This is a genomic window from Microbispora sp. NPDC046933, from assembly GCF_040644635.1.
In the GTDB taxonomy this organism is placed as follows: domain Bacteria; phylum Actinomycetota; class Actinomycetes; order Streptosporangiales; family Streptosporangiaceae; genus Microbispora.
The window spans coordinates 199,090-220,963 of sequence record NZ_JBEYWW010000012.1; the positions used below are offsets into that span (position 1 = coordinate 199,090).

At 72.7% G+C, this 21,874-nt stretch carries 21 protein-coding genes; 14 read left to right on the plus strand and 7 right to left on the minus strand.

The window, feature by feature from the left end; translation table 11 throughout:
• Nucleotides 1-19 precede the first annotated feature (19 nt).
• Nucleotides 20-1,303 carry a nicotinate phosphoribosyltransferase gene (locus ABZ857_RS18530; protein WP_357044403.1) on the minus strand — a complete coding sequence of 428 codons (1,284 nt, stop codon included), beginning with the start codon at nucleotides 1,301-1,303 and terminating at the stop codon, nucleotides 20-22.
• A gap of 39 nt (nucleotides 1,304-1,342) precedes the next feature.
• On the opposite strand from ABZ857_RS18530, the gene clpS reads away from it, so the two are divergent.
• The 5 genes from clpS to ABZ857_RS18555 all read left to right on the plus strand — a co-directional run bounded on the left by clpS (nucleotide 1,343) and on the right by ABZ857_RS18555 (nucleotide 4,067).
• A complete protein-coding gene (clpS, locus tag ABZ857_RS18535; protein ID WP_357044404.1) occupies nucleotides 1,343-1,630 on the plus strand; it encodes an ATP-dependent Clp protease adapter ClpS in 288 nt (95 codons plus the stop codon).
• Nucleotides 1,630-2,154, plus strand: a complete 525-nt coding sequence (locus ABZ857_RS18540) for a DUF2017 domain-containing protein (protein ID WP_357044406.1) — start codon at nucleotides 1,630-1,632, stop codon at nucleotides 2,152-2,154. The genes clpS and ABZ857_RS18540 overlap by 1 nt, the downstream gene beginning before the upstream one ends.
• A 9-nt stretch (nucleotides 2,155-2,163) precedes the next feature.
• A complete protein-coding gene (locus ABZ857_RS18545; protein ID WP_357044408.1) occupies nucleotides 2,164-2,580 on the plus strand; it encodes a M67 family metallopeptidase in 417 nt (138 codons plus the stop codon).
• A 260-nt stretch (nucleotides 2,581-2,840) separates the two neighbouring features.
• Nucleotides 2,841-3,119, plus strand: coding sequence for a MoaD/ThiS family protein (locus ABZ857_RS18550; RefSeq protein WP_357044410.1), 279 nt, complete (start codon nucleotides 2,841-2,843; stop codon nucleotides 3,117-3,119).
• A complete protein-coding gene (locus ABZ857_RS18555) occupies nucleotides 3,120-4,067 on the plus strand; it encodes a cysteine synthase (RefSeq protein ID WP_357044412.1) in 948 nt (315 codons plus the stop codon).
• 90 nt (nucleotides 4,068-4,157) lie between these two features.
• On the opposite strand, the gene ABZ857_RS18560 is transcribed toward ABZ857_RS18555, so the two are convergent.
• Nucleotides 4,158-5,786 (minus strand): DUF3352 domain-containing protein, encoded by a 1,629-nt coding sequence (locus tag ABZ857_RS18560; RefSeq protein WP_357044414.1) that lies wholly within the window; start codon nucleotides 5,784-5,786, stop codon nucleotides 4,158-4,160.
• A gap of 215 nt (nucleotides 5,787-6,001) precedes the next feature.
• On the opposite strand from ABZ857_RS18560, the gene ABZ857_RS18565 reads away from it, so the two are divergent.
• The 7 genes from ABZ857_RS18565 to ABZ857_RS18595 all read left to right on the plus strand — a co-directional run bounded on the left by ABZ857_RS18565 (nucleotide 6,002) and on the right by ABZ857_RS18595 (nucleotide 13,657).
• Nucleotides 6,002-6,796, plus strand: coding sequence for a thioesterase family protein (locus tag ABZ857_RS18565; protein WP_357044416.1), 795 nt, complete (start codon nucleotides 6,002-6,004; stop codon nucleotides 6,794-6,796).
• A 74-nt stretch (nucleotides 6,797-6,870) separates the two neighbouring features.
• Entirely contained in the window at nucleotides 6,871-7,716 is an 846-nt protein-coding gene (gene murI / locus ABZ857_RS18570; protein ID WP_357044418.1) for a glutamate racemase, read from the plus strand.
• The gene (locus ABZ857_RS18575) at nucleotides 7,713-8,465 is read left to right on the plus strand and encodes an MBL fold metallo-hydrolase (RefSeq protein ID WP_357044420.1); all 753 of its coding nucleotides are present in this window, start codon (nucleotides 7,713-7,715) and stop codon (nucleotides 8,463-8,465) included. The genes murI and ABZ857_RS18575 overlap by 4 nt, the downstream gene beginning before the upstream one ends.
• A gap of 5 nt (nucleotides 8,466-8,470) precedes the next feature.
• Nucleotides 8,471-9,187, plus strand: a complete 717-nt coding sequence (rph, locus tag ABZ857_RS18580; RefSeq protein WP_357044422.1) for a ribonuclease PH — start codon at nucleotides 8,471-8,473, stop codon at nucleotides 9,185-9,187.
• 19 nt (nucleotides 9,188-9,206) lie between these two features.
• On the plus strand, nucleotides 9,207-9,809 hold the full coding sequence (locus ABZ857_RS18585; RefSeq protein WP_193206793.1) for an XTP/dITP diphosphatase: 603 nt from the start codon (nucleotides 9,207-9,209) through the stop codon (nucleotides 9,807-9,809).
• Between the two features lie 68 nt (nucleotides 9,810-9,877).
• The gene (locus tag ABZ857_RS18590; RefSeq protein ID WP_357044489.1) at nucleotides 9,878-11,659 is read left to right on the plus strand and encodes a molybdopterin-dependent oxidoreductase; all 1,782 of its coding nucleotides are present in this window, start codon (nucleotides 9,878-9,880) and stop codon (nucleotides 11,657-11,659) included.
• Between the two features lie 186 nt (nucleotides 11,660-11,845).
• A complete protein-coding gene (locus tag ABZ857_RS18595) occupies nucleotides 11,846-13,657 on the plus strand; it encodes a toxin glutamine deamidase domain-containing protein (protein ID WP_357044424.1) in 1,812 nt (603 codons plus the stop codon).
• A gap of 39 nt (nucleotides 13,658-13,696) precedes the next feature.
• Here ABZ857_RS18595 and ABZ857_RS18600 read toward each other — a convergent pair whose 3' ends face one another.
• Nucleotides 13,697-14,653 carry an alpha/beta hydrolase gene (locus tag ABZ857_RS18600; protein ID WP_357044426.1) on the minus strand — a complete coding sequence of 319 codons (957 nt, stop codon included), beginning with the start codon at nucleotides 14,651-14,653 and terminating at the stop codon, nucleotides 13,697-13,699.
• An 86-nt stretch (nucleotides 14,654-14,739) separates the two neighbouring features.
• Between ABZ857_RS18600 and ABZ857_RS18605 the strand changes: the two genes are divergently transcribed.
• Nucleotides 14,740-15,363, plus strand: coding sequence for a TetR family transcriptional regulator (locus ABZ857_RS18605; RefSeq protein WP_357044428.1), 624 nt, complete (start codon nucleotides 14,740-14,742; stop codon nucleotides 15,361-15,363).
• Between the two features lie 200 nt (nucleotides 15,364-15,563).
• Here the strand turns inward: ABZ857_RS18605 and ABZ857_RS18610 are convergent, their stop codons facing one another.
• From ABZ857_RS18610 to ABZ857_RS18625, 4 genes are all read right to left on the minus strand, one after another.
• A complete protein-coding gene (locus ABZ857_RS18610; RefSeq protein ID WP_357044430.1) occupies nucleotides 15,564-18,053 on the minus strand; it encodes an FtsX-like permease family protein in 2,490 nt (829 codons plus the stop codon).
• 3 nt (nucleotides 18,054-18,056) lie between these two features.
• Nucleotides 18,057-18,800, minus strand: a complete 744-nt coding sequence (locus ABZ857_RS18615; RefSeq protein ID WP_357044432.1) for an ABC transporter ATP-binding protein — start codon at nucleotides 18,798-18,800, stop codon at nucleotides 18,057-18,059.
• 113 nt (nucleotides 18,801-18,913) lie between these two features.
• Nucleotides 18,914-19,579, minus strand: a complete 666-nt coding sequence (locus ABZ857_RS18620; protein ID WP_357044434.1) for a response regulator transcription factor — start codon at nucleotides 19,577-19,579, stop codon at nucleotides 18,914-18,916.
• Nucleotides 19,580-19,669: 90 nt separating this feature from the next.
• On the minus strand, nucleotides 19,670-20,851 hold the full coding sequence (locus ABZ857_RS18625) for a sensor histidine kinase (RefSeq protein WP_357044436.1): 1,182 nt from the start codon (nucleotides 20,849-20,851) through the stop codon (nucleotides 19,670-19,672).
• 832 nt (nucleotides 20,852-21,683) lie between these two features.
• Between ABZ857_RS18625 and ABZ857_RS18630 the strand changes: the two genes are divergently transcribed.
• A complete protein-coding gene (locus tag ABZ857_RS18630) occupies nucleotides 21,684-21,869 on the plus strand; it encodes a hypothetical protein (protein WP_357044438.1) in 186 nt (61 codons plus the stop codon).
• Nucleotides 21,870-21,874 lie beyond the last annotated feature (5 nt).

Below are 21,874 nucleotides of genomic sequence, written 5' to 3' on the forward strand. Positions count from 1 at the left end.
ATGCGCCGGTCCCCCGCGATCACTTGAAGATAGTAGGGACTGCGGGGTCTCCGGGGGAGAGGCTGCAGGCCTCCAGTGGCAACTCGGCCAAAGTCGCCCGGTGGCGGTCGCGGGCGGCCTCCAGGCTCTCGCGGCCGACGACCTTGCCGTCCCGGACGAGTTCGGCCAGCAGCGGGCGGTCGTCCGTCTCCACCGGCTCGCGGGTGACCACCTCGGCGGTCGCGGTGCCGTCGCTGGTCCTGCGGTAGGCCCACTTGCGCCCGCCGACGCTCGGCTTGCCGACGGACGCCTTGGCCACCGGCTGGACCTGCCCCGTGTGGTCCTCACGGGCGACGAGCTTGTAGACGAGGCTGGCCGTCGGATGCCCCGAGCCGGTGGACAGGGCGGTGCCGACCCCGTAGGCGTCCACCGGCGCCGCGGCCAGCGCCGCGATCGCGAACTCGTCCAGGTCGCTGGTGACGACGATCCGCGTGCGGCTCGCGCCCAGCTCGTCGAGCAGGCGCCGCACCTCGACCGCCACCACCGCGAGGTCGCCGGAGTCGATGCGCACCGCGCCGAGGCCGGGCCCCGCCAGCTCCACCGCGGCGCGTACGGCCTTCTCCACGTCGTAGGTGTCCACGAGCAGGGTGGTGCCGAGCCCCAGGGACTCGATCTGGGCCCGGAAGGCGTCCTCCTCGGAGTCGTGCAGCAGGGTGAACGCGTGGGCGGCGGTGCCGGCCGTCGGCACGCCGTACAGGTGGCCGGCCATGAGATTGGAGGTGGAGGCGAAGCCGCACAGGTAGGCGGCCCTGGCGGCGGCGACCGCGGCGTACTCGTGGGTGCGGCGCGAGCCCATCTCGATGAGCGGCCGATCTCCGGCCGCCTGGGCCATCCGGGAGGCGGCCGCCGCGATCGCGCAGTCGTGGTTGAGTATCGACAGGGCCACGGTCTCCAGCAGCACGGCCTCGGCGAACGTCCCCTCCACCACCATGATCGGTGAGCCGGGGAAGAACGCCTCGCCCTCCCGGTAGCCGTACACGTTGCCCGAGAAGCGGTAGCCGGCGAGGAACTCGCCGGTGCGCTCGTCCACGATCCCGGAGGAGCACAGGAACTCGATGTCCTGCTCCTCGAAGCGGAAGTCCTCCAGCGCGTCGAGGAACCGCCCGGCGCCGGCCACCACCCCGTAGCGCCGTCCCCCCGGCAGCCGCCGGGCGAACACCTCGAAGACCGCCCGCCGATGGGCCGCACCGCTGGCGAGCGCGGCCTGGAGCATCGTCAGTTCGTACTGGTCGGTCAGCAGGGCCGTGCCCGTGGTCATGCGCACGTGTCGAAGACTACGACGGTCGTGGTGCAGGATGGGTACGTGGGTAGCACAGCTCCAGCCGAGGTCGAGCGTCCGTCGTCGGACGTGCGCCCCGATCTGCCGTGGCTCACGATCGTGTGGAACGACCCGGTCAACCTGATGTCGTACGTCACGTACGTCTTCCAGACCGTGTTCGGCTACCCCCGGGAGAAGGCCGAGAAGCTGATGATGGACGTCCACCACAAGGGCAAGGCCGTCGTCGCCAGCGGCACTCGGGAGGAGATGGAGCGGGACGTGCAGATCCTCCACTCCTACGGCCTGTGGGCGACCGTCCAGCAGGACAAGTGATGAGCACGGGATTTCGGGCGACGGGTGACGGGGTGACCGTCCATCTCGACGCGGGCGAGGTGTCGATCCTGCGTTCGCTGGTGTCGCAGGTGCTCGGCCTGGTCGAGCCGGGGACCACCGGCGACGACCCGCTGGAGCGGGCCCTGGGCATCGGCTCGGCGGCCCCGCCGGCCGACCCCGTGCTCGCGCGCCTGTTCCCCTCGGCGTACGCGGACGACGAGGACGCGGCGCAGGAGTTCCGCCGCTACACGGAGGCGACGCTGCGCGACGGCAAGCGGGCCGACGCGACCACGCTGCTGGAGACGGCGGCGCCGGGCCGGCTGACGCTGACGGCCGAGCAGGGGCAGGCGTGGCTGCGGGCGATCAACGACGTCCGCCTCGCGCTCGGCGTGCGGCTGGAGGTCACCGAGGAGGTCCACGAGGAGATCGCCTCGATGTCCGAGGACGACCCCCGCTATCCCGCTTTCGTGACCTACGACTGGCTGACCTACCTGCAGGACACCCTCGTCAGGGCGCTTTGGTAGGTTGCCCGCATGCTGACGATCTCACGCGAGCTGGTCGACAAGATCGTGGCCCATGCCCGGGCCGACCACCCCGACGAGGCGTGCGGCGTCGTGGCCGGGCCCGCCGGGGCCGACCGTCCCGAGCGGTTCGTCCCGATGGAGAACGCCGAGCGCTCCCCGACGTTCTACCGCTTCGACTCGATGGAGCAGTTCCGCGTGTGGCGGGAGATGGACGACCGCGACGAGGTGCCTGTCGTGATCTACCACTCCCACACCGCCACCGAGGCGTACCCCTCCCGTACGGACATCAGCTACGCCTCCGAGCCCGACGCCCACTACGTGCTGGTGTCGACCGCCTCCGAGGAGGAGACGCCCTTCCGCTCCTACCGGATCGTGGACGGGGTCGTGACGGAGGAGGAAGTCAAGATCGTAGAGTCGTACGGTTAAACTTGAACCATGGCTAACGATGACGCTCGTCCTGTGTCGTCACCGGCTGTCCTGTCGCGCCGGGTGCGCCCGGAATCTCCTGTTCAGGCGTTCCTCTTCGCGCACACGCCGTCTGTCGTCGTCTACGACTGTCGCTGAACCCTGCCGCCCGCTGGCGCGCCGGGGAAGAAGACCGCTGGAATCGCCGCCCGCCTGCCCCTGTTCAGAGCAGGTGGACGCCCATCATAACGACGACCACTGATCAAGGAGATTGAGCCGAGATGGCCATCGAGGTCCGCATTCCTACCATCCTCCGCAGCTACACCGATGGCGCCAAGGCGGTCAACGCCAAGGGATCGACCCTCGAAGAGCTGATCGGCGACCTGGAGTCGCGCCACCCCGGACTGAAGGCCCGGCTGGTGGACGAGACCGGGCTGCGCCGCTTCGTCAACGTCTACCTGAACGACGAGGACGTACGCTTCCTCGGCGGGCTCGGCACCCCCGTCGCCGACGGCGACACCGTGACCGTGCTCCCGGCCGTCGCGGGCGGAGCGCGCTGAATGCGCTTCGACTCGTTGATCGACTCGGTCGGGCACACCCCGCTGGTGGGTCTGCCCCGGCTCTCGCCGTCCCCCGACGTACGGATCTGGGCGAAGCTGGAGGATCGCAACCCGACCGGGTCGGTCAAGGACCGGCCGGCGCTGTGGATGATCGAGCAGGCCGAGAAGGATGGGCTGCTCACGCCGGGCTGCACGATCCTGGAGCCGACCTCCGGCAACACCGGCATCTCGCTGGCGATGTCGGCCCGGCTCAAGGGCTACAAGCTGATCTGCGTCATGCCGGAGAACACCTCGGAGGAGCGCCGCCAGCTGCTGCGCATGTGGGGCGCTGAGATCATCTCCTCGCCGGCCGCGGGCGGCTCCAACGAGGCGGTGCGCGTGGCCAAGGGCCTCGCGGCCGAGCATCCCGACTGGGTGATGCTCTACCAGTACGGCAACCCCGCCAACTGGCGCTCCCACTACGAGTCGACCGGGCCGGAGATCCTCGCGGACCTGCCGACCGTGACCCACTTCGTCGCCGGGCTCGGCACGACCGGCACGCTCATGGGCGTCGGCCGCTACCTGCGCGAGCACGTGCCCGACGTGAAGATCGTGGCCGCCGAGCCGCGGTACGGCGAGCTGGTCTACGGCCTGCGCAACGTGGACGAGGGGTTCGTGCCGGAGCTGTACGACGCGTCCGTGCTGACCACCCGCTACTCGGTGACCTCGGCCGACGCGCTGCGCCGGACCCGCGAGCTGCTGGCCGCGGAGGGCATCTTCGCGGGCATCTCGACGGGCTGCGCCCTGCACGCGGCCCTCGGCATGGCCCGCAAGGCCGTCCAGGCCGGCGAGCGGGCCGACATCGTGTTCATCGTGGCCGACGGCGGCTGGAAGTACCTGTCGACCGGCGCCTACGAGGGCACCCTCGACGAGGCGGAGGACCGCCTCGAAGGCCAGCTCTGGGCCTGATCGCCGATAAAAGGCCGGCTCACCCCGCCCGCTCCGGCGTGGGTGGGCCGGAGTCCCGGTTCGAGCGGGGTGAGCCGGAGCACGGGGACGCTAGTTGAACACGACCCTGAGCGTGAAGGTCGAGCCGTCCTCGCCCTGGGTGCCGCTCAGGCCGATCGCCCGCAACTTCTCGGCGTCGGCGCGCTCCTGGCCGTTCAGGCCGTCCAGGTAAAGCTTCTCCAGCCGGTCGAGGTCGGCGTACAGGGCGTAGGTGGCGTTCGCGGCGTCCGGGACGGCGATCTTGAACGTCTCGCTCTCACCGAGCGTGCCGGCGCCGTTCAGCGCGTCGGCGTACTCCTGGGTGCTCGCGATCACGAACCGCCCGTCGCCCTCGGCGGTGGCGAAGTCGGCGGACCTCTCCATGCCGTTCAGGTGGCCCTTGACCCGGTCCACCACGTCCCGCGCCTTGGCGGTGTCCGTCGTGAGCACCGCGCCCACCCGGGGCTGCGGGCCGTCGAGGTCCTGCTCGTCCAGGGCGAGCGTGAGGCTGCGGCCCAGCAACGTGGCGAGGTCGTCGGGCAGGGACAGGCCGTACCGCGCCCGCGCCTCGTCGAGGACCTGCTTTACCATGTCGCCGCCCGAGCCGGTCGCCGTCTGTTCGATGGACGGCCACTGCTCGCGCAGCAGGTCGCCCAGGCCGGAGATCGAGGCCGCCGCGACCGTGGAGGCGGGCAGCTGGCCGATCTTCACCGGCTCGGGCCGGCCCGGCATGGCCGTCCCGCCGCGGGTGATCCCGGCCAGCTCGGCGTAGTCTCCCGAGAACCGCAGGGCGCCGGCGAACCGCATGCCCCTGATCTGCTGCAGCACGGGCGTGGCGGTGACGTCGCTCCAGCCGGCCTCGGCGATCTTCTCCACGTCCATCCAGAACGACAGCACGCCCTGCTCGCCCAGCGCGTCGAGGTCGGCGGCGAAGCGCGGCTCACCGGACAGCGGCGCCGCCTTGGCGTACTCGTCGGCCAGTTTCTGGCTCGTGGCGATGATGGCGTATCCGTCCCGGAACGCCAGGCCGCCCTTCCCATCGCCGAGGCCCATCTTGGCGATGCCGGTCCGGGCCGCCGCCTCGTCCTTCACCTGTACGGCGAGCGCCCCGACGGGGTCGCCGCCGCCGTCCGAGGGCAGCGCGGCGAGGCCGACGCGGTCGCCGAGCCAGGGTTCGACGTCCCTGGCGTAGTCGACCTTCGAGAGGTCCGGGTCGTCCTTCTGCACCGCGGTGACGAGGGCCTTGCGCGGGTCGTCCCCGCCGAAGGAGTCGCGGGTGGCCGAGAACTTGCGGGCGATGCCGAACAACGCGAGCTTCTGCCCGGCCGACGGGTCGAGGTCGAGCCGGACGTAGGCCAGCGCGTTCGCGGGCAGCACGTCCTGCGGTTGCGTGCCGCCGCCGCTGAGTTTCGAGGCGGCCCACACGCCGCCGCCGCCGACCACGCCCACGAGCACGGCGGCCACCAGCGCGAGGATCCAGCCGCGCCCCCGCCGGCCCCGGCTCGGGGGCGGCGGGGCGGCAACGGTGGCGGAGCCGATCTCCTCCGGCTCCGTCCAGGACGGCAGCCGCACGGTGTGCGCCTCGTTCGCCGCGGCGCGGGGAACGCGATAGGCGACGGTGCGGTCGAGGTCGGGTTCGTCGCCCGGCCGCCAGGGGCTCGGGTTGTGCGGGGAGGTGTCGGGGGACATGGGCTCACTCACATGCGTCGTCGTCGGGGGTACGCCGCGACGCTAGGCCCGGCCGGTAGCGGCGCGCTTGCAGCCCGCTTGACCGCGAGCGCGGCGCCGGCCCGCAGCCGGCCCGCAGCCGGCCCACAGCGAGCCGACGAGCCCAGGATGAGCCCACGGCGCGGTCCGCCGGAGTGCCACGCTAGAGTAATGGACAGAACAATATTCGGTAGAGCGGCGAGGGGCGCATGACCAAGTTCGACGAGGCGACGCAGGCCATCCGGGTCGACGACACCACCTACGACGTGTGTCTCGACGACGGATACTCCATCGGAGGGCCGCTGAACGGCGGCTATCTCATGGCCACCATGCTGCGCGCCGTGGTGGACGCCTCGCCGCACGCGCACCCGGTCTCCACGAGCGCCCAGTTCCTGCGGGTGGCGCGGCCGGGCCCGGCCAGGGTGCTGCTCGAGCCGCTCAAGACGGGCCGTACGGCGGCGATGACCCGGGCCAGGCTCGTCCAGGACGGCGAGTCGTTCATCGAGATGCTCGTCACGACCGCGACGCTGGACGGGTCGGCGGCCCCTGACTGGGCGGACGGCCCGTCCGCCGTCATGCCGGACCTGGCGGACTGCGTGCGCCTGCCCGAACCCAAGCCCGAGTCGAACATGAACTTCAGCGCCCAGATGGAGCTCGCGTTCGACCCGCCCACGATCGGCTGGCTCACCGGCCGGCCGACCGGACGGCCCGAGTCGCGGGCGTACTTCCGGCTGGCAGAGCCGCAGGACCCCGACCCGTACGTGCTGGCGCTGGCGGTGGACGCGCTGCCGCCGGTCGTGTTCTCGGCGGGGGCGCGGGGATGGGCCCCGACGGTGGAGCTGACCTGGCACCTGCGGGCACTGCCCGCGCCGGGGTGGCTGACCCTGATCGGCGGCGGACGGCTGATCAGCGACGGCTGGTTCGACGAGGAGGTCGAGGTGTGGGACTCGGCGGGCCGGCTGGTCGCCCAGTCCCGCCAGATCGCGCGTCTGGGCCGGGGCTAGACCGCGTCCTCCCCGCCGCCCGGCGCGCGATGTGAGCATTCTTACCGTCGGCGGCGGGGATCAGTCCCCTAACCTTGGGAAGCGTGCCGGAGGACAACACCAGGGCGATCGGGATCTTTGACAGCGGCGTGGGCGGCCTTACGGTCGCCCGGGCGATCATCGACCAGCTGCCCCACGAATCGATCTTCTACGTGGCCGACACGGCCCACCAGCCGTACGGGCCCAAGAGCATCGCCGAGCTCCGCGCGTACGCGCTGGAGGTCATGGACCACCTGGTCGAGCACGACGTGAAGATGCTGGTCATCGCGTGCAACAGCGCGAGCTCGGCCGTGCTCAGGGACGCCAGGGAGCGCTACGACGTCCCGGTCGTCGAGGTGATCCAGCCCGCCACCCGGCGGGCCGTGCGGGCCACGAGGAACGGCAGGGTCGGCGTGATCGCCACGCGGGCCACCATCGAGTCGATGGCCTACCACGACGCCTTCGCCGCCGCCCCCGACGTCGAGCTGGTCGCGGTGGCCGCCCCCCTGCTCGTGGAGTTCGTCGAGCGGGGCGAGACGATGAGCGAGGAGCTCATCGAGGTGGTCAGGGGTTACCTCAAGCCGATCCAGGACGCGGGCTGCGACACGCTCATCCTCGGCTGCACGCACTATCCGCTGCTCACCGGCGCCCTCTCGTACGTCGCCGGCGACGGGGTCACGCTGGTGTCCAGCGCCGAGGAGACGGCCAAGGACGTCTATCGCATCCTGCACGACCGCGGGCTGTCCAACGGCGCGGGCGAGCCGGGGCACCGCTTCCGGGCGACCGGCGACACCGAACTGTTCGAACGGCTCGGGCAGCGCTTCCTCGGTCCCGAGCTCCAGTCGGTGGAGCGGACCGCCTCCGGCATCGACGACGTCAGCGGCGTAGGGAGTTCGCGATGAAGTTGACGATCATCGGGTGCTCGGGCAGCTTCCCCGGCCCCGACAGCCCGTCCTCCTGCTACCTGCTGGAGGCCGAGGGCTTCCGGCTGCTGCTCGACTTCGGCAACGGGTCGCTGGGCGCGCTCCAGCGGCACGCCGGGCTCTACGACGTCGACGCCATCCTCCTGTCCCACCTGCACGCCGACCACTGCCTCGACCTGTGCGCCTACCACGTCGTGCGCACCTACACCCCGGACGGGCCGCTGCCGAAGGTGCCCGTCCACGCCCCCGGCGGCGCCTCCAAGCGGCTCAACGCGGCGTACGCGATGCCGGACGAGCCCGTGCTGGAGAACTCCTTCGACTTCGTACGGCTGTCGCCCGGCACCCGGCACGTCGGCCCGTTCGAGGTGACGGCCGCCCCGATGAACCACCCCGTGGAGACCTACGGCTTCCGCGTCTCCCACCAGGGCCGGTCCGTCGCGTACTCGGCCGACACCGGCGAGTCGGCCGAACTGGTCAAGCTGGCCCACGAGGCCGACGTGCTCCTGTGCGAGGCGTCCTTCCTCGACGAGCCGGACCTGACCCCCGGCCTGCACCTGAGCGGCAGGCAGGCGGCCGAGCACGCCGCCCGCGCCGAGGCCGGCGCGCTCGTCCTCACCCATCTCGTCCCGTGGTACGACAAGTCCCGCATCCTGGAGGACGCCTCGCGCGGCGGCTTCGCCGGCCCGATGGAGTTGGCGCGGAGCGGGGCCGTGTATGACCTAGGGTGACCCGTATGGCTCGTTCACACGGTCGTCGTTCCGACCAGCTTCGTCCCGTGACCATCACCCGGAACTGGCTCGCCCACGCGGAGGGTTCCGTACTGGTGGAGTTCGGGGGCACCAAGGTGTTGTGCGCCGCGACGGTGGAAAGCGGCGTGCCCCGCTGGCGCAAGGGCAGCGGTCTTGGCTGGGTGACGGCCGAGTACGCCATGCTGCCCCGGTCGACCAACACCCGCACCGACCGCGAGTCGGTCCGCGGCAAGATCGGCGGGCGCACCCACGAGATCTCCCGGCTGATCGGCCGGTCCCTGCGGGCCTGCGTCGACTACAAGGCCCTGGGGGAGAACTCCATCCTGCTCGACTGCGACGTGCTGCAGGCCGACGGCGGCACCCGCACCGCCGCCATCACCGGCGCGTACGTCGCCCTCGCCGACGCGATCGCCTGGATGCGGCAGCGCCGGATGTGCCCCGGCGACCCCCTGGTGAACTCGGTCGCCGCCGTCTCGGTCGGCGTCGTCGGCACCGAGTCGATGCTCGACCTCGACTACAGCGAGGACGTCAAGGCCGAGACCGACATGAACGTGGTGATGACCGGCAGGGGCGACTACGTCGAGGTGCAGGGCACCGCCGAGGGCACGCCGTTCGACCGGACGACGCTGAACGGACTGCTCGACCTCGCCGCGGCCGGCTGCGCGGAGCTCACCCGCCTGCAGGCCGAGGCCCTCGCCTGATCCACGGGAGAACAACAGCATGAACAAGGTGGTTCTGGCCACCCGGAACGCCGGGAAGATCGTCGAACTCCGCCGGATCCTCGCCGACGCCGGTGTGCCGGTCGAACTCGTCGGCCTGGAAGCGTTCCCGCACATCGGCGACGTGGCCGAGACCGGCCTCACGTTCGCGGAGAACGCGCTGCTCAAGGCGCACGCGGTCGCCTCGCAGAGCGGCCTGCCCGCCATCGCCGACGACTCCGGCCTGTGCGTGGAGGCGCTGAACGGCATGCCGGGAATCTTCTCCGCCCGCTGGTCGGGCCGCCACGGCGACGACGACGCCAACCTCGACCTGCTGCTCGCGCAGATCGCCGACGTGCCGGACGGCCGCCGCCAGGCCCACTTCGCCTGCACGGCCGCGCTCGCGCTGCCCACGGGGGAGGAGCACGTGGTGGAGGGGGCCGTGCACGGCCACCTCATCCGCGAACGGCGCGGCACGGGCGGCTTCGGCTACGACCCGATCTTCGTGCCGGACGGCGACACCCGTACGACGTCCGAGATGTCGGCCGAGGAGAAGAACGCGATCAGCCACCGGGGCAAGGCGTTCCGGGCGCTCGCCCCGGTGATCGCCGAGGTGGTCTCGTAACAGCGCCGTAAGACTCCCGGCGGGCGGGTGGGCGTAGCGTTCGAAACGTGAACGCAGCAGGCACCCGCATGCCCGCCTGGGCGGCCGCGCTGACCGGCCTCGTCGCCGGCGCGGTGGCGCTCGGGGCGGCCCAGATCGTCGCCGGTCTGATCGATCCCGGCGCGGCGCCGGTCGTCGCCGTGGGCGGCGCCCTGGTCGACGCCACGCCCGCCGGCCTCAAGGAATGGGCGATCCGCACCTTCGGATCCAACGACAAGCCGGTCCTGCTCGGCGGCATCGTCGTCGTGCTCGCGCTCGTCGCCGCCGGTCTCGGCCTGCTCGCCCGCCGCCGGACGGCGTACGGCACGCTGGGACTGGCCATGTTCGGCCTCGTCGGCGCCGCCGCCGCGCTGTCCCGGCCGGACGCGGGGACGGCGCACGTCCTGCCCTCACTCGCGGGCGCCGCGGCCGGCGCCTGGACCCTGTCGCGCCTGGCGCGCCGCGCCATGGACAGCGGCGAGGAGGACTACGTGGCCGCGAGCCGGGCCGCCGACCAGGGCATGGGCGACCCGCCCGCGCCGCCCGGGAACACACGGGAGAACGCGCGGGAGAACGCACGGGAGAGCACAGGGAAGAGCACGGGCGGGAGCGGGCGTGGAGACCGGCAGCCGAGCCTGCGGGGAGACGGCCATGCGGCGGAGCCCCGGTCGCCCGTGCGGCCCGGGTCCGCGGGGGCGCTTGCGACGCCGCCCGGGCCCGCCGTGCCGGCCGTCATGCGGGCGGGAGCGGGGCCCTATGCCTTCGACCGGCGCAGGCTCCTGACCGGGGCGGCCACGGGCGTCGCGGTGGCGGGCGTCGCCGGCCTCGGCGGGTGGCTGCTGTCGGGCAGCAAGGACGCCGAACTGGCCCGGCGCGGCGTGGCCAGGATGCTGCCGCGCGCGGCGCGCCCGGCCGCGCCGATCCCCGCCGGGGCGGACCTGCGGATTCCCGGCCTCGCGCCGTTCGTCACGCCCAACGCGGAGTTCTACCGCGTGGACACCGCGCTCGTCGTGCCGTCGGTGGACCCGGCGCGCTGGACCCTGAAGATCCATGGGCTGGTGGACAGGCCGGTCGAGCTGACCTTCGCCGACCTGCTCAAACGCCCCCTGACGGAGGCGGACGTCACGCTGACCTGCGTGTCCAACGAGGTCGGCGGTCCGTACGCCGGCAACGCCCGCTGGCTCGGCGCCCGGCTCGCCGACGTGCTGCGCGAGGCGGGGATCCGCCGCGAGGCCGACATGCTGCTCAGCGTCTCCGAGGACGGCTGGACCTGCGGCACACCGGTCGACGTGGTCATGGACGGCCGCGACGCGCTGCTCGCCGTCGCCATGAACGGCGAGGTTCTCCCGGAGGCCCACGGCTTCCCGGTCCGCCAGGTCGTGCCCGGACTGTACGGATACGTGTCGGCGACGAAATGGGTCACCGAGATCAGGGTCACCCGGTTCGACCGGGACGAGGCCTACTGGACGCCGCGCGGCTGGGCCCCCCGGGGGCCGATCAAGACCCAGTCCAGGATCGACCTGCCACGTGACGGGGACGAGGTCAGGGCGGGCCGCACGACCGTGGCGGGCGTCGCGTGGGCCCAGCACCGCGGTGTCGACGCGGTCGAGGTGCGGGTGGACGGCGGCGCGTGGCGGCAGGCGAGGCTCGCCGACGTCCCCGGCCCGGACACCTGGCGGCAGTGGTCGCTCGACCTCGACCTGACGCCGGGCCGGCACACGATCTCCGTGCGGGCCACCGACGCGACCGGCTACACCCAGACCGCGGACGAGGCCCAGCCCGCCCCCGACGGCGCCACCGGCCTCCACACCGTCACCGTCACGGCCCGCTGACCGGCCCCGCACGGTCTCCCGGCGGAGAGCCGGGTCTGGAGTTGGGAAAACCCGCCGTGCCTCGGACGGCCCGCCTCTACCATCGGCACCCTGATGTGCGCGAGGAGGGGGGCCAAGCGCGTGAACCAGGAGAGGGCGCGCCGGCATGCGAGGTGGCGGTTGCCGTCCGGTGTGTACAACCCGGTCGTGACGGCCGACGGCCGGCGATGGCGGGACTACGAGCAGGCCGCCGAGGCGCCTGCTCCCTCGCTGGAGGATCGCCGCCTGGAGGTGCGGCTCGCGGCGCTGCCGCTGGGCGTGGACACCGTGACCATGCCGGTGGTGCCGGCCGCCAGGAGCGGCGAGAGCGGGGGACGCGGGGGCCACGGCCTGGCGGCGCCGATCGGACGCCGCGCAGGGTCGCCAGACGACTGGGAAGCAGGGTCGCCAGACGTCCGGGAAGCCATCCCCGCCGTGACGCCCGCCGACGCCGGGAACACCGGGAACACCGGGAACGCTGGGAACACCGGCGACGCTGAGGATACGGGGGACCCGGAAAACGCCGAGGGCTCCGAGCAGTGTCGAGACTTCGGAGACTTCCAAGACGCCGGGGACGCCGGAGACGCGGGGGACGCGGGGGACGCCCGGGAGACGGCGGAAGAGGCGCCGGCCGGGGAGATCGCTGAGGAAGCTCCCGCAGGGACCGTCACGGACGCCGCCCCCGACTGCTCGCCGTCGGCCCTGGAAGAGTCCGGCGCGGAAGAGTCCGGCGCGGAAAAGTTTGGCGCGGAAGAGCCTGGCGCGGAAGAGTCCGGCTTGGGGGAGCGCGGCTCGCATGACTCGGGCTCGGCGGAGCCCGGCTCGCACGACCTGGGCTCGGCGGAGCCCGGCTCGCACGATTCCGGGGACCTCGCGCCTGTGGAGGAGCGCGGGGCCGCCGGGGTGGAGTCGGACGACGCGGGAGCCGAATCCGAAGCCGAATCCGAATCCGAAGCCGAATCCGGCGCCGGGGCCGACGACGCGGAGCACGAGGACGACGTCGAGGACCTGGCCGAGCCCCCGGATCATGTGGAAAGCGCTGATCACTTGGAGATCACTGATCACCTGGAGATCGGCCCCGCCGGGACGCGGGACGGCGCCGTGGAGGACGAGACCATGACGGCCGTGGCGGCCGTCGAACGCGATCTGCCGGGCGAGCCGCTACCCGAGCGGCTGCCCGAGCCGCTACCCGAGGCGGAACGTGACGACGTGGCTCAGGCCGGACCGGACGAGTGGCTCGCCGAGACCGCGCCCGCGCCGACAATTCCCGCGCAGCCGGGCATGGCCGTGGACGACGGTCCTGAGGCGGGCGAACTCGCGGACGCCGACGACTTCTGGTCGGCCGTGCTGCGCGACGAGACCGAGCGCGACTGGCTGGACAGCCCGGGCCGCCCGCGACGGCTGGAGGAGACCCGCCCGTACGGCAGGCCCGGCGGCCTGGCCGAGGCCGACCCGGACGGCCAGGAGAGCCTCGCGCAGGCGGTGAGCGGGCGCTTCCCGGACCCGCGCGGCACCTGGATCCGCCTGATCAACGCCGAAGGCCCGACGGAGGACGCGTTCAGGTCCAACAACGCCGTCGACTGCGCGCTGTCGGTGATGTCCACCTGGCACGGTGAGCCCGTCGTGGCGGCACGCAGGCAGCCGGAGTACGACGGGTCGGGACGCGCGCTGCTCACCGGGGAGACCGGGGGCGTCGCCCGCGCCGAGGAGTGGCTGGGGCACCGCTTCGAATACGTGGGCCACGGCCGCAGGGCGTACGTGGCCATCGCGCAACGGCTGATCTTCGGCGGTCACGGTGCCGCCGCCGTCCTCATCACCCGCTGGGCCGGGGGAGGCAGCCACGCGTGGAACGCCGTCAACTGCCGGGGCGAGGTCCTGTGGATCGACGCCCAGCGAGGTCACATGGCCGTGGAACCGCCGTACGAGGACGTCACCGGCGTCTTCGCCGTGGTGATCGACCGCCAGGGCCGCCGCCTGTGACGGCCCGCGCGGCGAGCACGGGCCCACTGGCGACGACGGTCAGTGACGGCCGTGGAGGGCGCCGTCCGCGTCGACCCGGTCGATGAAGTCGAGGACCCGGGCGGCGACCCGCTCGGGGAACTCGCCGTTGAGGGCGTGGGAGGCATCCGGCCACAGCTCGACGACCCCGTGGGCGAGCAGCCGACGGGCGCGTTCCGCGGCCCTGTCCGGATGGTGGATGATGCTGCGCCCGGCGATCACCGCGAGGGTCGGCACGTCGACCGCGGCGACCTCTTCGTCCGAGGGGTACGTCGGCGGGGGGAGGAAGGCGGTGAAGTCCCGCATCCCGGCGGAGATCAGGGCGGCGACCGGCTCGTCGCCGGAGACGTCGGCTCCGCCGGAGATCCAGCGCAGCAGTCGCACGCGCCACGGCTCGGGGAGCGGCCCCACCGTTCCCAGGGAGACGGCGACCGCCTTCCAGGTGATCCGGCCGAACAGGCAGGCCGGATCGAGCAGGCTCAGGGAGGCGACCTTCTCCGGAGCGTGCATGGCGAGCCGGAAGGCGGTCCACCCGCCGATCGACACTCCCAGGAGGTGCGTCCGGTCGAGGCCGAGGCCGGTCAGGAGTTCCGCGAGCCACACGCCGTGGTCGGCCGCGCTCGCGAACGGCCTGCTCTGCACCGAGAGGCCCGGCTCGCCGAGCAGGTCGATCGCGTGGACGACGCGGCCAGGGGCGCGGAGACCGGCGAGGTTCGGCGCCCACATCGGGGTGGACGCGGTGCGTCCCGGCAGCAGGAGGAGCGGCGTTCCGGCATCGGCGCCGTCCGCGCCGAAGCGGTAGGCGCGGACGGTTCCGAAGCCGGTCGGCACGTCCTGGAATCCGTCGTACGCCGGGAGGTCGGCCATGGCCCGGTCGTAGATCCGCCGGTAGCGCGCGTAGGCCGGCGCGTCCTGGAAGTGCCCGAGGCGCCGCCGGCGGAACTGCGCTCCGATGTTGGGCCGCACGAGGTCGTTCACGTACGGGTCCTCCGTTCGCCATTGGCAGTACGATCGTATTGCATCGATATCACTATACGTTCGTATCGCGAAAGAGGGGTCGGGCGGTGCCCAAACAGGTCGACCACGCGGCTCGGCGGGAGGAGATCGCCCAGGCGGCGCTGCGGCTGTGCGCGCGAGACGGCCTGGCCGGAGTGACCATAGGGCAGGTGGCACAGGAGGCCGGCGTCTCCAAGGGGCTCGTGCAGCACTACTTCGCCGGGAAGGCCGATCTGCTGCGCGCCAGCGCCCATGTCCTGAGGGGAGAGATCGAGCGCCATGTTCGCGAGGCCGTCCGGGACGCTCACGGCCCGGCGGACACGCTGCGGCGCGTGCTGCTCGCGATCGTCGAACTGGGCGTGACCGCTGTGGTCCCGCTGCTCGCCGGGCACGCGTTCCTGAGCATGGCCGTCGCCGACCCGGAGATCCACGCCCTCTATCGCGCCGGCGGCGACGCCGTCCATCGCGAGACAGCCGCGTTGCTGGCGGCCTCCGGCCCGGCCCCGGACGTCGATCCCGGCGCGGAGGCCCACGCACTGCTCGGTCTCGCGCGTGGCCTCGCCGACGGGGTGCTGCTCGGGGAACTCGGCGTCGACGACGCGGCCGCGATCGTCGACCACCACCTCCGCCGGATCCTGCCGGGGGCCCCGACCCGCTCCGACACCCCCTCCTCGCCGCAGGTCTCCGGGTGACGATCGTCGATCGTCGATCGTCGATCGTCGATCGTCGATCGTCGAGCGTCGAGCGTCGAGCGTCGGGCGTCGGGCTCGGGCGTCGGGCGGCCGGGGGCGGCCTCATTCCTGTGTGCTCCGACCGCCGCCCGGGTCACCCGCTCGCGCGGGCGGCCCGGGCGACCGCCGTACCGGCCCGGCCGGAGCCGGGTGAGCGGCGGTCAGGAGGCGGCCAGCGCCCCGACGACCGAGGCCCGGGCGGCACGGCGGGCGGGCAGCAGCGCGGCGAGCACTCCGGCCAGGCCCGAAGCGGCGATGAAGATCAGGATCTGCCCGACCGGAAGCTGGAAGGAGACGTTCCCCGCGAGAGTCGTCGTCGCCGCCCAGCCGTACGCGACGCCGAGCACGACGCCGACGATCGCGCCCACCAGGCCGAGGACCAGCGCCTCGACCGAGAGCATGCCCCGCAGCTGCGGCCGGGTCAGGCCCAGGGCGCGCAGCAGCGCGGACTCGCGGGTGCGCTCGTGGACCGACAGCGACAGCGTGTTGGCGATGCCGAGCAGCGAGATCACGATCGCGAGGGCCAGCAGCCCGGTGACGACCATGAGCATCGAGTCGATCGCGTCGTCGAACTGGCCGCGGATCTCGGTGGTGCTGCCGACCTTGACCGCGGGGTAGGCCGCCGTGGCGGCGTCCACGACCTTGCGCGCCCGCTCGGGGGCGACGCCGTCGGCGGCGTCCACCAGGACCTGCGCGTCGTCCACCCTGCCGAAGTGCCGCTCGAACGCCTGCTCCGCCATGGTGAACGGCGGCAGCAGGGACACTTCGGCCTTCAGCACCGCCACGACCTTGAGGGGGGTCCTCCGCCCGCCTGACGCGACGGTCACGGTGTCGCCCACCTTGACGCCGAGGTCCTGGGCCACGTAGTCCGCCACTGCGACCTGGCCCGCGCCGAAGCCGTCCATGCTGCCGGACGACGCCTCCGGCTTGATGGCGGTGCCGATGGCCGACTGGGTGACCGTGCCCACCTCGAACTCGCGGCCGTTCACCTTGGCCTTCTTCCCGCGGAACTCGGTCACCGCGGCCAGGTCGCGGCTCGCGCGCAGCGTGTCGGCGACCGAGCGGGGGATCGTGCCCGTCTGCGCGGACAGGATGTAGTCGGCGGGGAACTGCTGGTCGAGCTGGTCGTTCACGGTGGTCCGCACCGTGGAGGTCAGGACCGCCATGAACGTCATCAGCGTCACGCCGACGGTCAGGGCCACCGTCGTGGTCGCCGCCCGCTTGGGGTTGCGTCGCGAGTTGTCCACGGCGAGCCGTCCCGGCACGCCGAACAGCCGCGCCGGCACCCAGCCGGCCAGCCCGCTCAGCGGTCGTACGATCACCGGGCCGAGGATGAGCACCGCGAAGAACACGAGCACGCCACCCGCCATGACCGTCAGCAGCGCCGCCTGACCCGGCTTCTGCAGCACGCCCGCCGCCGTGAGGCCGACCCCGGCGAGCAGGAACAGGGCGGCGACGACCACCCGTACGACCCCGGTGCGGAACGCGCGCTCCTCGACCTGCGTGCGCAGCGCCGCGACGGGCGGCACGCGGGTGGCCTGACGCGCCGGGAGCAGGGCGGCGGCCATCGTCACGACGACGCCGGTGCACATGCCGACGGCGATCGTCTGCGGGGACAGGCTCACGGTGCCCGTGGGGATGTCCGTCCCGAAGGCCCTCAGCGCGGCGATCGCGGCGGCCCCGAGGCCGAGGCCCGTCAGCAGGCCGAGCACCGACGACAGCAGGCCGACCACGGCGGACTCCAGCACGATCGAGCCGAAGACCTGCCGCTTGGTGGCGCCGATGCAGCGCAGCAGCGCCATCTCGCGCATCCGCTGGGCGACCAGGATGTTGAAGGTGTTGTAGATCACGAGCGCGGCGACGAGCAGCGCGACCGCGCCGAACAGCAGCAGGCCCAGCCGGATGAAGGACGTGTCCATGTTGTTGCGCTTGGCAACCTCGTCGGCGCGTTCCCGCCCGGTCACGACCTTCGCGTCGCCCACGGCCGCCGCGACGGCCGTACGCAGGCTCTCCGGCGAGGGGCCCGAGGAGACGACGTCGATCTCGGTGAAGCCCTTGGCGCCGGTGACGCGCCGCGCCGTGGCGGGGGTGAAGGCGACCGCTCCCCGGTAGGCGAGGTTCTGGTCGAGGCCCACGTCGAAGATCCCGACGAGCCGGAACTTCTGTTGCTTTCCGGCCTGGTCGAGCACCGTGACGGTGGCTCCGGGCGCGAACCCCTCGGCCTTGGCGGTGTTCTTGTCGAGCACCGCCTCGCCGGCGGCTGAGGGGGCCCTTCCGGAGGTGATCTTGATGCGGCTCGCCGGGATGGACACCCCGGCGGTGGGGAAGTCCCCCACGACCTTGCCGTCCTTGCCGATCACCGGCGCGTCCCCGGACACCATCGGCTGGGCGTCCTTGACACCCCGAACCGCCTTGACCGCGGCGAGCGCGCTCTCCGGCAGGTTCCCGTCGCGCTCGGCGTCGTCCTTGGGCGTCACCACCACGTCCACCTTGTCGGCGTCCGCGGCGAACGACTGGGAGAACCCGGCGTCGATGGTGTCGGTGAGCACGAACGTGCCCGCGATGAAGCCGACCCCGAGCACGATCGCCAGGGAGGTGAGCACCAGGCGCAGGCGGTGCGCCAGGAGCCCGGTGAGGGTGGTCCTGAACACGGCTCAGGCCTCCAGCGCCATCAGCGTGTCGAGCACGGCCTGCGGCGTCGGCCGTTGGACCTCGCTCACCAGCAGCCCGTCCCTGAGGAAGACCACCCGGTCGGCGTACGACGCCGCCACGGGGTCGTGGGTCACCATCACGATCGTCTGCCCGAGCTCGCGTACGGACCTGCGCAGGAACGCCAGCACCTCGGCGCCGCTGCGCGAGTCGAGGTTGCCGGTCGGCTCGTCGGCGAAGATCACCTCGGGCTTGCTGATGAGCGCCCGCGCGACGGCGACGCGCTGCTGCTGCCCGCCCGACAGCTCGCTCGGCTTGTGCCTGAGCCGGTCACGCAGGCCGACCGTCTCGATCACGCGGTCGAACAACGCCTGGTCGGCCTGGCGGCCCGCGATCTCCAACGGGAGCCGGATGTTCTGCTCGGCCGTCAGCGTCGGCAGCAGGTTGAACGCCTGGAAGATGAACCCGACGCGCTCGCGCCGCAGGAGCGTGAGCTGCTTGTCGTTCAAACCGGTGATCTCGACGCCGCCGATGCTCACCTGACCGTCCGTCACGGTGTCCAATCCGGCCAGGCAGTGCATCAGCGTGGACTTGCCGGAGCCGGACGGCCCCATGATGGCGGTGAACTCCTCCGCGGCGAAGCCCACGTCGACGCCGCGCAGCGCGTGCACCGCCGCGTCGCCCTCTCCGTACACCTTCGTCAGTCCCCGCGCGACGACCGCGGTGCGAACCTCAGTTGTTGTGGTCATGACGCCACGCTATGGCTCTGATCAGGGCGTTTCCTCGGCCTCGCGGACGTTCTCCGCATGCGGCCCCGGGACGGTCTCGCCGGGACGTGTGCGACTTGTGAGGTAGTCCGGTCTCAGCCGCGCGGATGATCGGGGGAGACCACGCCGGTCTCGTACGCGTAGACGACCACCTGGGCGCGGTCGCGCAGTTCCAGCTTGGCCAGGATCCGGCCGAGGTGGGTCTTCACGGTCGCCTCCGCGAGATGCAGCCGCGCCGCGATCTCGGAGTTCGACAGGCCGCGGGCCACGTGGACCATCACCTCCCGCTCCCGCGCCGTCAGCACGCCCGCGTCCTGCCGCCGCGCGTCCCCCTCCGGCAGGAGCACGGCGAAGCGGTCGAGCAGGCGGCGGGTCGTGCTCGGCGCGACCACCGCGTCCCCGGAGTGCACCGACCGGATCGCGCTGATCAGCTCGGCCGGCGGCACGTCCTTCAGCAGGAACCCCGCCGCGCCCGCCTTGATCGCGGCGAACGCGTACTCGTCGAGGTCGAACGTCGTCAGGATCAGCACCTTGGGGCCGTCCGGCGCCGCGCAGATGACGCGGGCGGCCTCCACGCCGTCCATCCGCGGCATGCGGACGTCCATGAGGACCACGTCCGCCTCGAGCGTGCGCAGCGCCTCGACGGCCGCCAGCCCGTCCGCCGCCTCGCCCACGACCTCGATGTCCGGCTGCGCCCCGAGGACCATCCGGAACCCGGTCCGCACCAGCTCCTGGTCGTCGACCAGCATGACGCGTATCACTGCCGCTCCGCTCCGCTCGTCATCGCCGCGATCCCGTAACCGTACGCGGTCCGGCGACGGCCGGGTCACCGCGGTCCGGGGACGGCCGCCTCATGCGGCCATCCCGACGGGGATCCGGGCGACCACCCGGAACCCGCCGCCCGGCCGGGGGGCCGCGTCGACGCTTCCGCCGTACATCGCCGCCCTCTCCCGCATGCCGATCAGTCCGTGCCCGCCGACCAGGCGCGGCGCCGCGGCGCCCCTGCCGTCGTCGCTGATCCTCAGCTCGATCTCGCCCCTGCCGTACGTCATCTCCACCCAGGCCCGCGTGCCGGGACCGCCGTGCTTGAGCGCGTTCGTCAGCGCCTCCTGCACGATCCGGTAGACGGCGAGCTGCTCGCCCTCGGGCAGCGTCTGGGCGGTGCCGGACACGGTGAACTCGGTCGGCAGCCCCGAGTCCCTGACCTGCCTGATCAGGTCGCCGAGCTGGGCGACGCCGGGCTGCGGCGCGTACTCCTCCGCCGGGCTGCCGGCGTCGTGCCGCAACACGCCCACCAGCCTGCGCATCTCGGCCAGCGCCTGCCGCCCGGTCGCCGAGATCGCCTGCATCGCGCGGCGCGCCTGCTCGGGGTCGCCGTCGATGGCGTATCCCGCGCCGTCGGCCTGGACGACCATCACGCTGACGTTGTGCGCCACGACATCGTGCAGCTCGCGGGCGATGCGGGCGCGCTCGGCGGCGGCCGCGATGCGCGCCTGCTGGTCGCGTTCCCGCTCGGCCCGCTCGGCGCGTTCGACGAGGCTCTCCACGTAACGGCGGCGGGTGTTGGCGTAAATCCCGGCGATCCAGACGGCGACGATGAAGGCCGACGACGACGGCCATGCCTGCCCGGAGTCGGGAGACCAGCGCAGCGTCGCCAGCAGCAGCCCGAACTCGGCGACCGCCCCGGCGGCCAGCGCCCACCGCAGCGTGCACCGCGAGGCGACGCCGTACAGCGCGACGAGCACCGCGATGTTGCCTGGCATGACGATGACGTCGAGCAGCCACTGGACGGAGCTGACGGCGGCGACCACCGCGAACACCTCACGGGGGTGGTCGCGGCGCCACACCAGCGGAACGATGAGCGCGGCCGACAGCAGCAGCAGCCCGGGCACGCCGACATATCGCCCCCCGGCCGAGCCGGCCCGGCTGAACGCCTCGACGGTGACCAGGCTCAACAGCGCCAGTGGGGAGATCGTGAGCGCGTCCACGAGCTTGCTGTGGCGCCGGGTCCAGGCGCGCAGTCTGCCGAACACGTACCCAACCATATGTATCGGCTGCTCAGAAAGGTCTCACTCTTGCGGCGGATACGGCGGTACGACTCAGGTCGCAGCCGCCCGCCGCGCTTACGCCGTTCTTACGGATCACGGCGCATTCTTGTTCGCGGGAACGCTTCTGCGAAGCGGGTAAAGGGAGCTCTGAATGGCGGATCAGGACGCGGGGTCGCGCGGCGTCGGGGACGAGCCGCGCGGCCCGCGCCCGGAGCCGGAAACCGGGCCGGCCGGGTCAGGTGAGCCGACCGCGACCACCGGGCCCACTGGGCCGACTGGGCCGGCCGTGGCAACCGGGCCGTCTGGGTCTGCGCTGGTTGGGTCTCAGCCGGTTAGGTCTGGGACGGTTGGGTCTGGGCCGGCTGGGATTGGGCCGGTCGCGTCAACCGCCTCAACCGGGTCGGTTGGGCCGAACAGGCCGACCGCGCCACCGCCACCTCGACCGGACTTCGCATCACCCTGGACCAGCCCGGCGAACACGCCCGGGGCTGCGGGGCCGGGCTCATCCTGGATCGGCCCGGCGAACTCACCCGGGGCTGCAGGGCCGCAGTCGCCCTGGGCAGGCCCCGCCGGCCCTGGCCGGCCCGGACCGGGAGCCACGAGTGCGCCCCCGACCGGCAGCGGGTACGCCTTCGGCCCCGGCGGCGCGGGGTGGAACGCACCGGGCTGGCAGGACCCGAGGCCACCGTTCGCGCCGGCTTCGCAGCCCGGCTTCCCGGCACGCCTGACGGCTCGGCTCCCTCGCGGACACACCGGGCAGCTCGTCGCCGTCGGCATCGCGTCCGCGCTCGTCGGAGCGCTCCTCGGCGGTGGCATCGTGGCCGTCACCGGCATGGTGTGGGGCCGGGCGGACGTGGCGACGAGCTGGGACGCCGGAGGCGACCGGCAGCGTTTCTTCCCCCGCGGCTTCGGCCAGGACGCGCCGCAGTCCCAGGACGACTTCCTGCCGCCCTGGTGCAGGCGCACCGACGCCGGAGTGCGCTGCCAGGCGCCCGGCGGCTGAGGCTT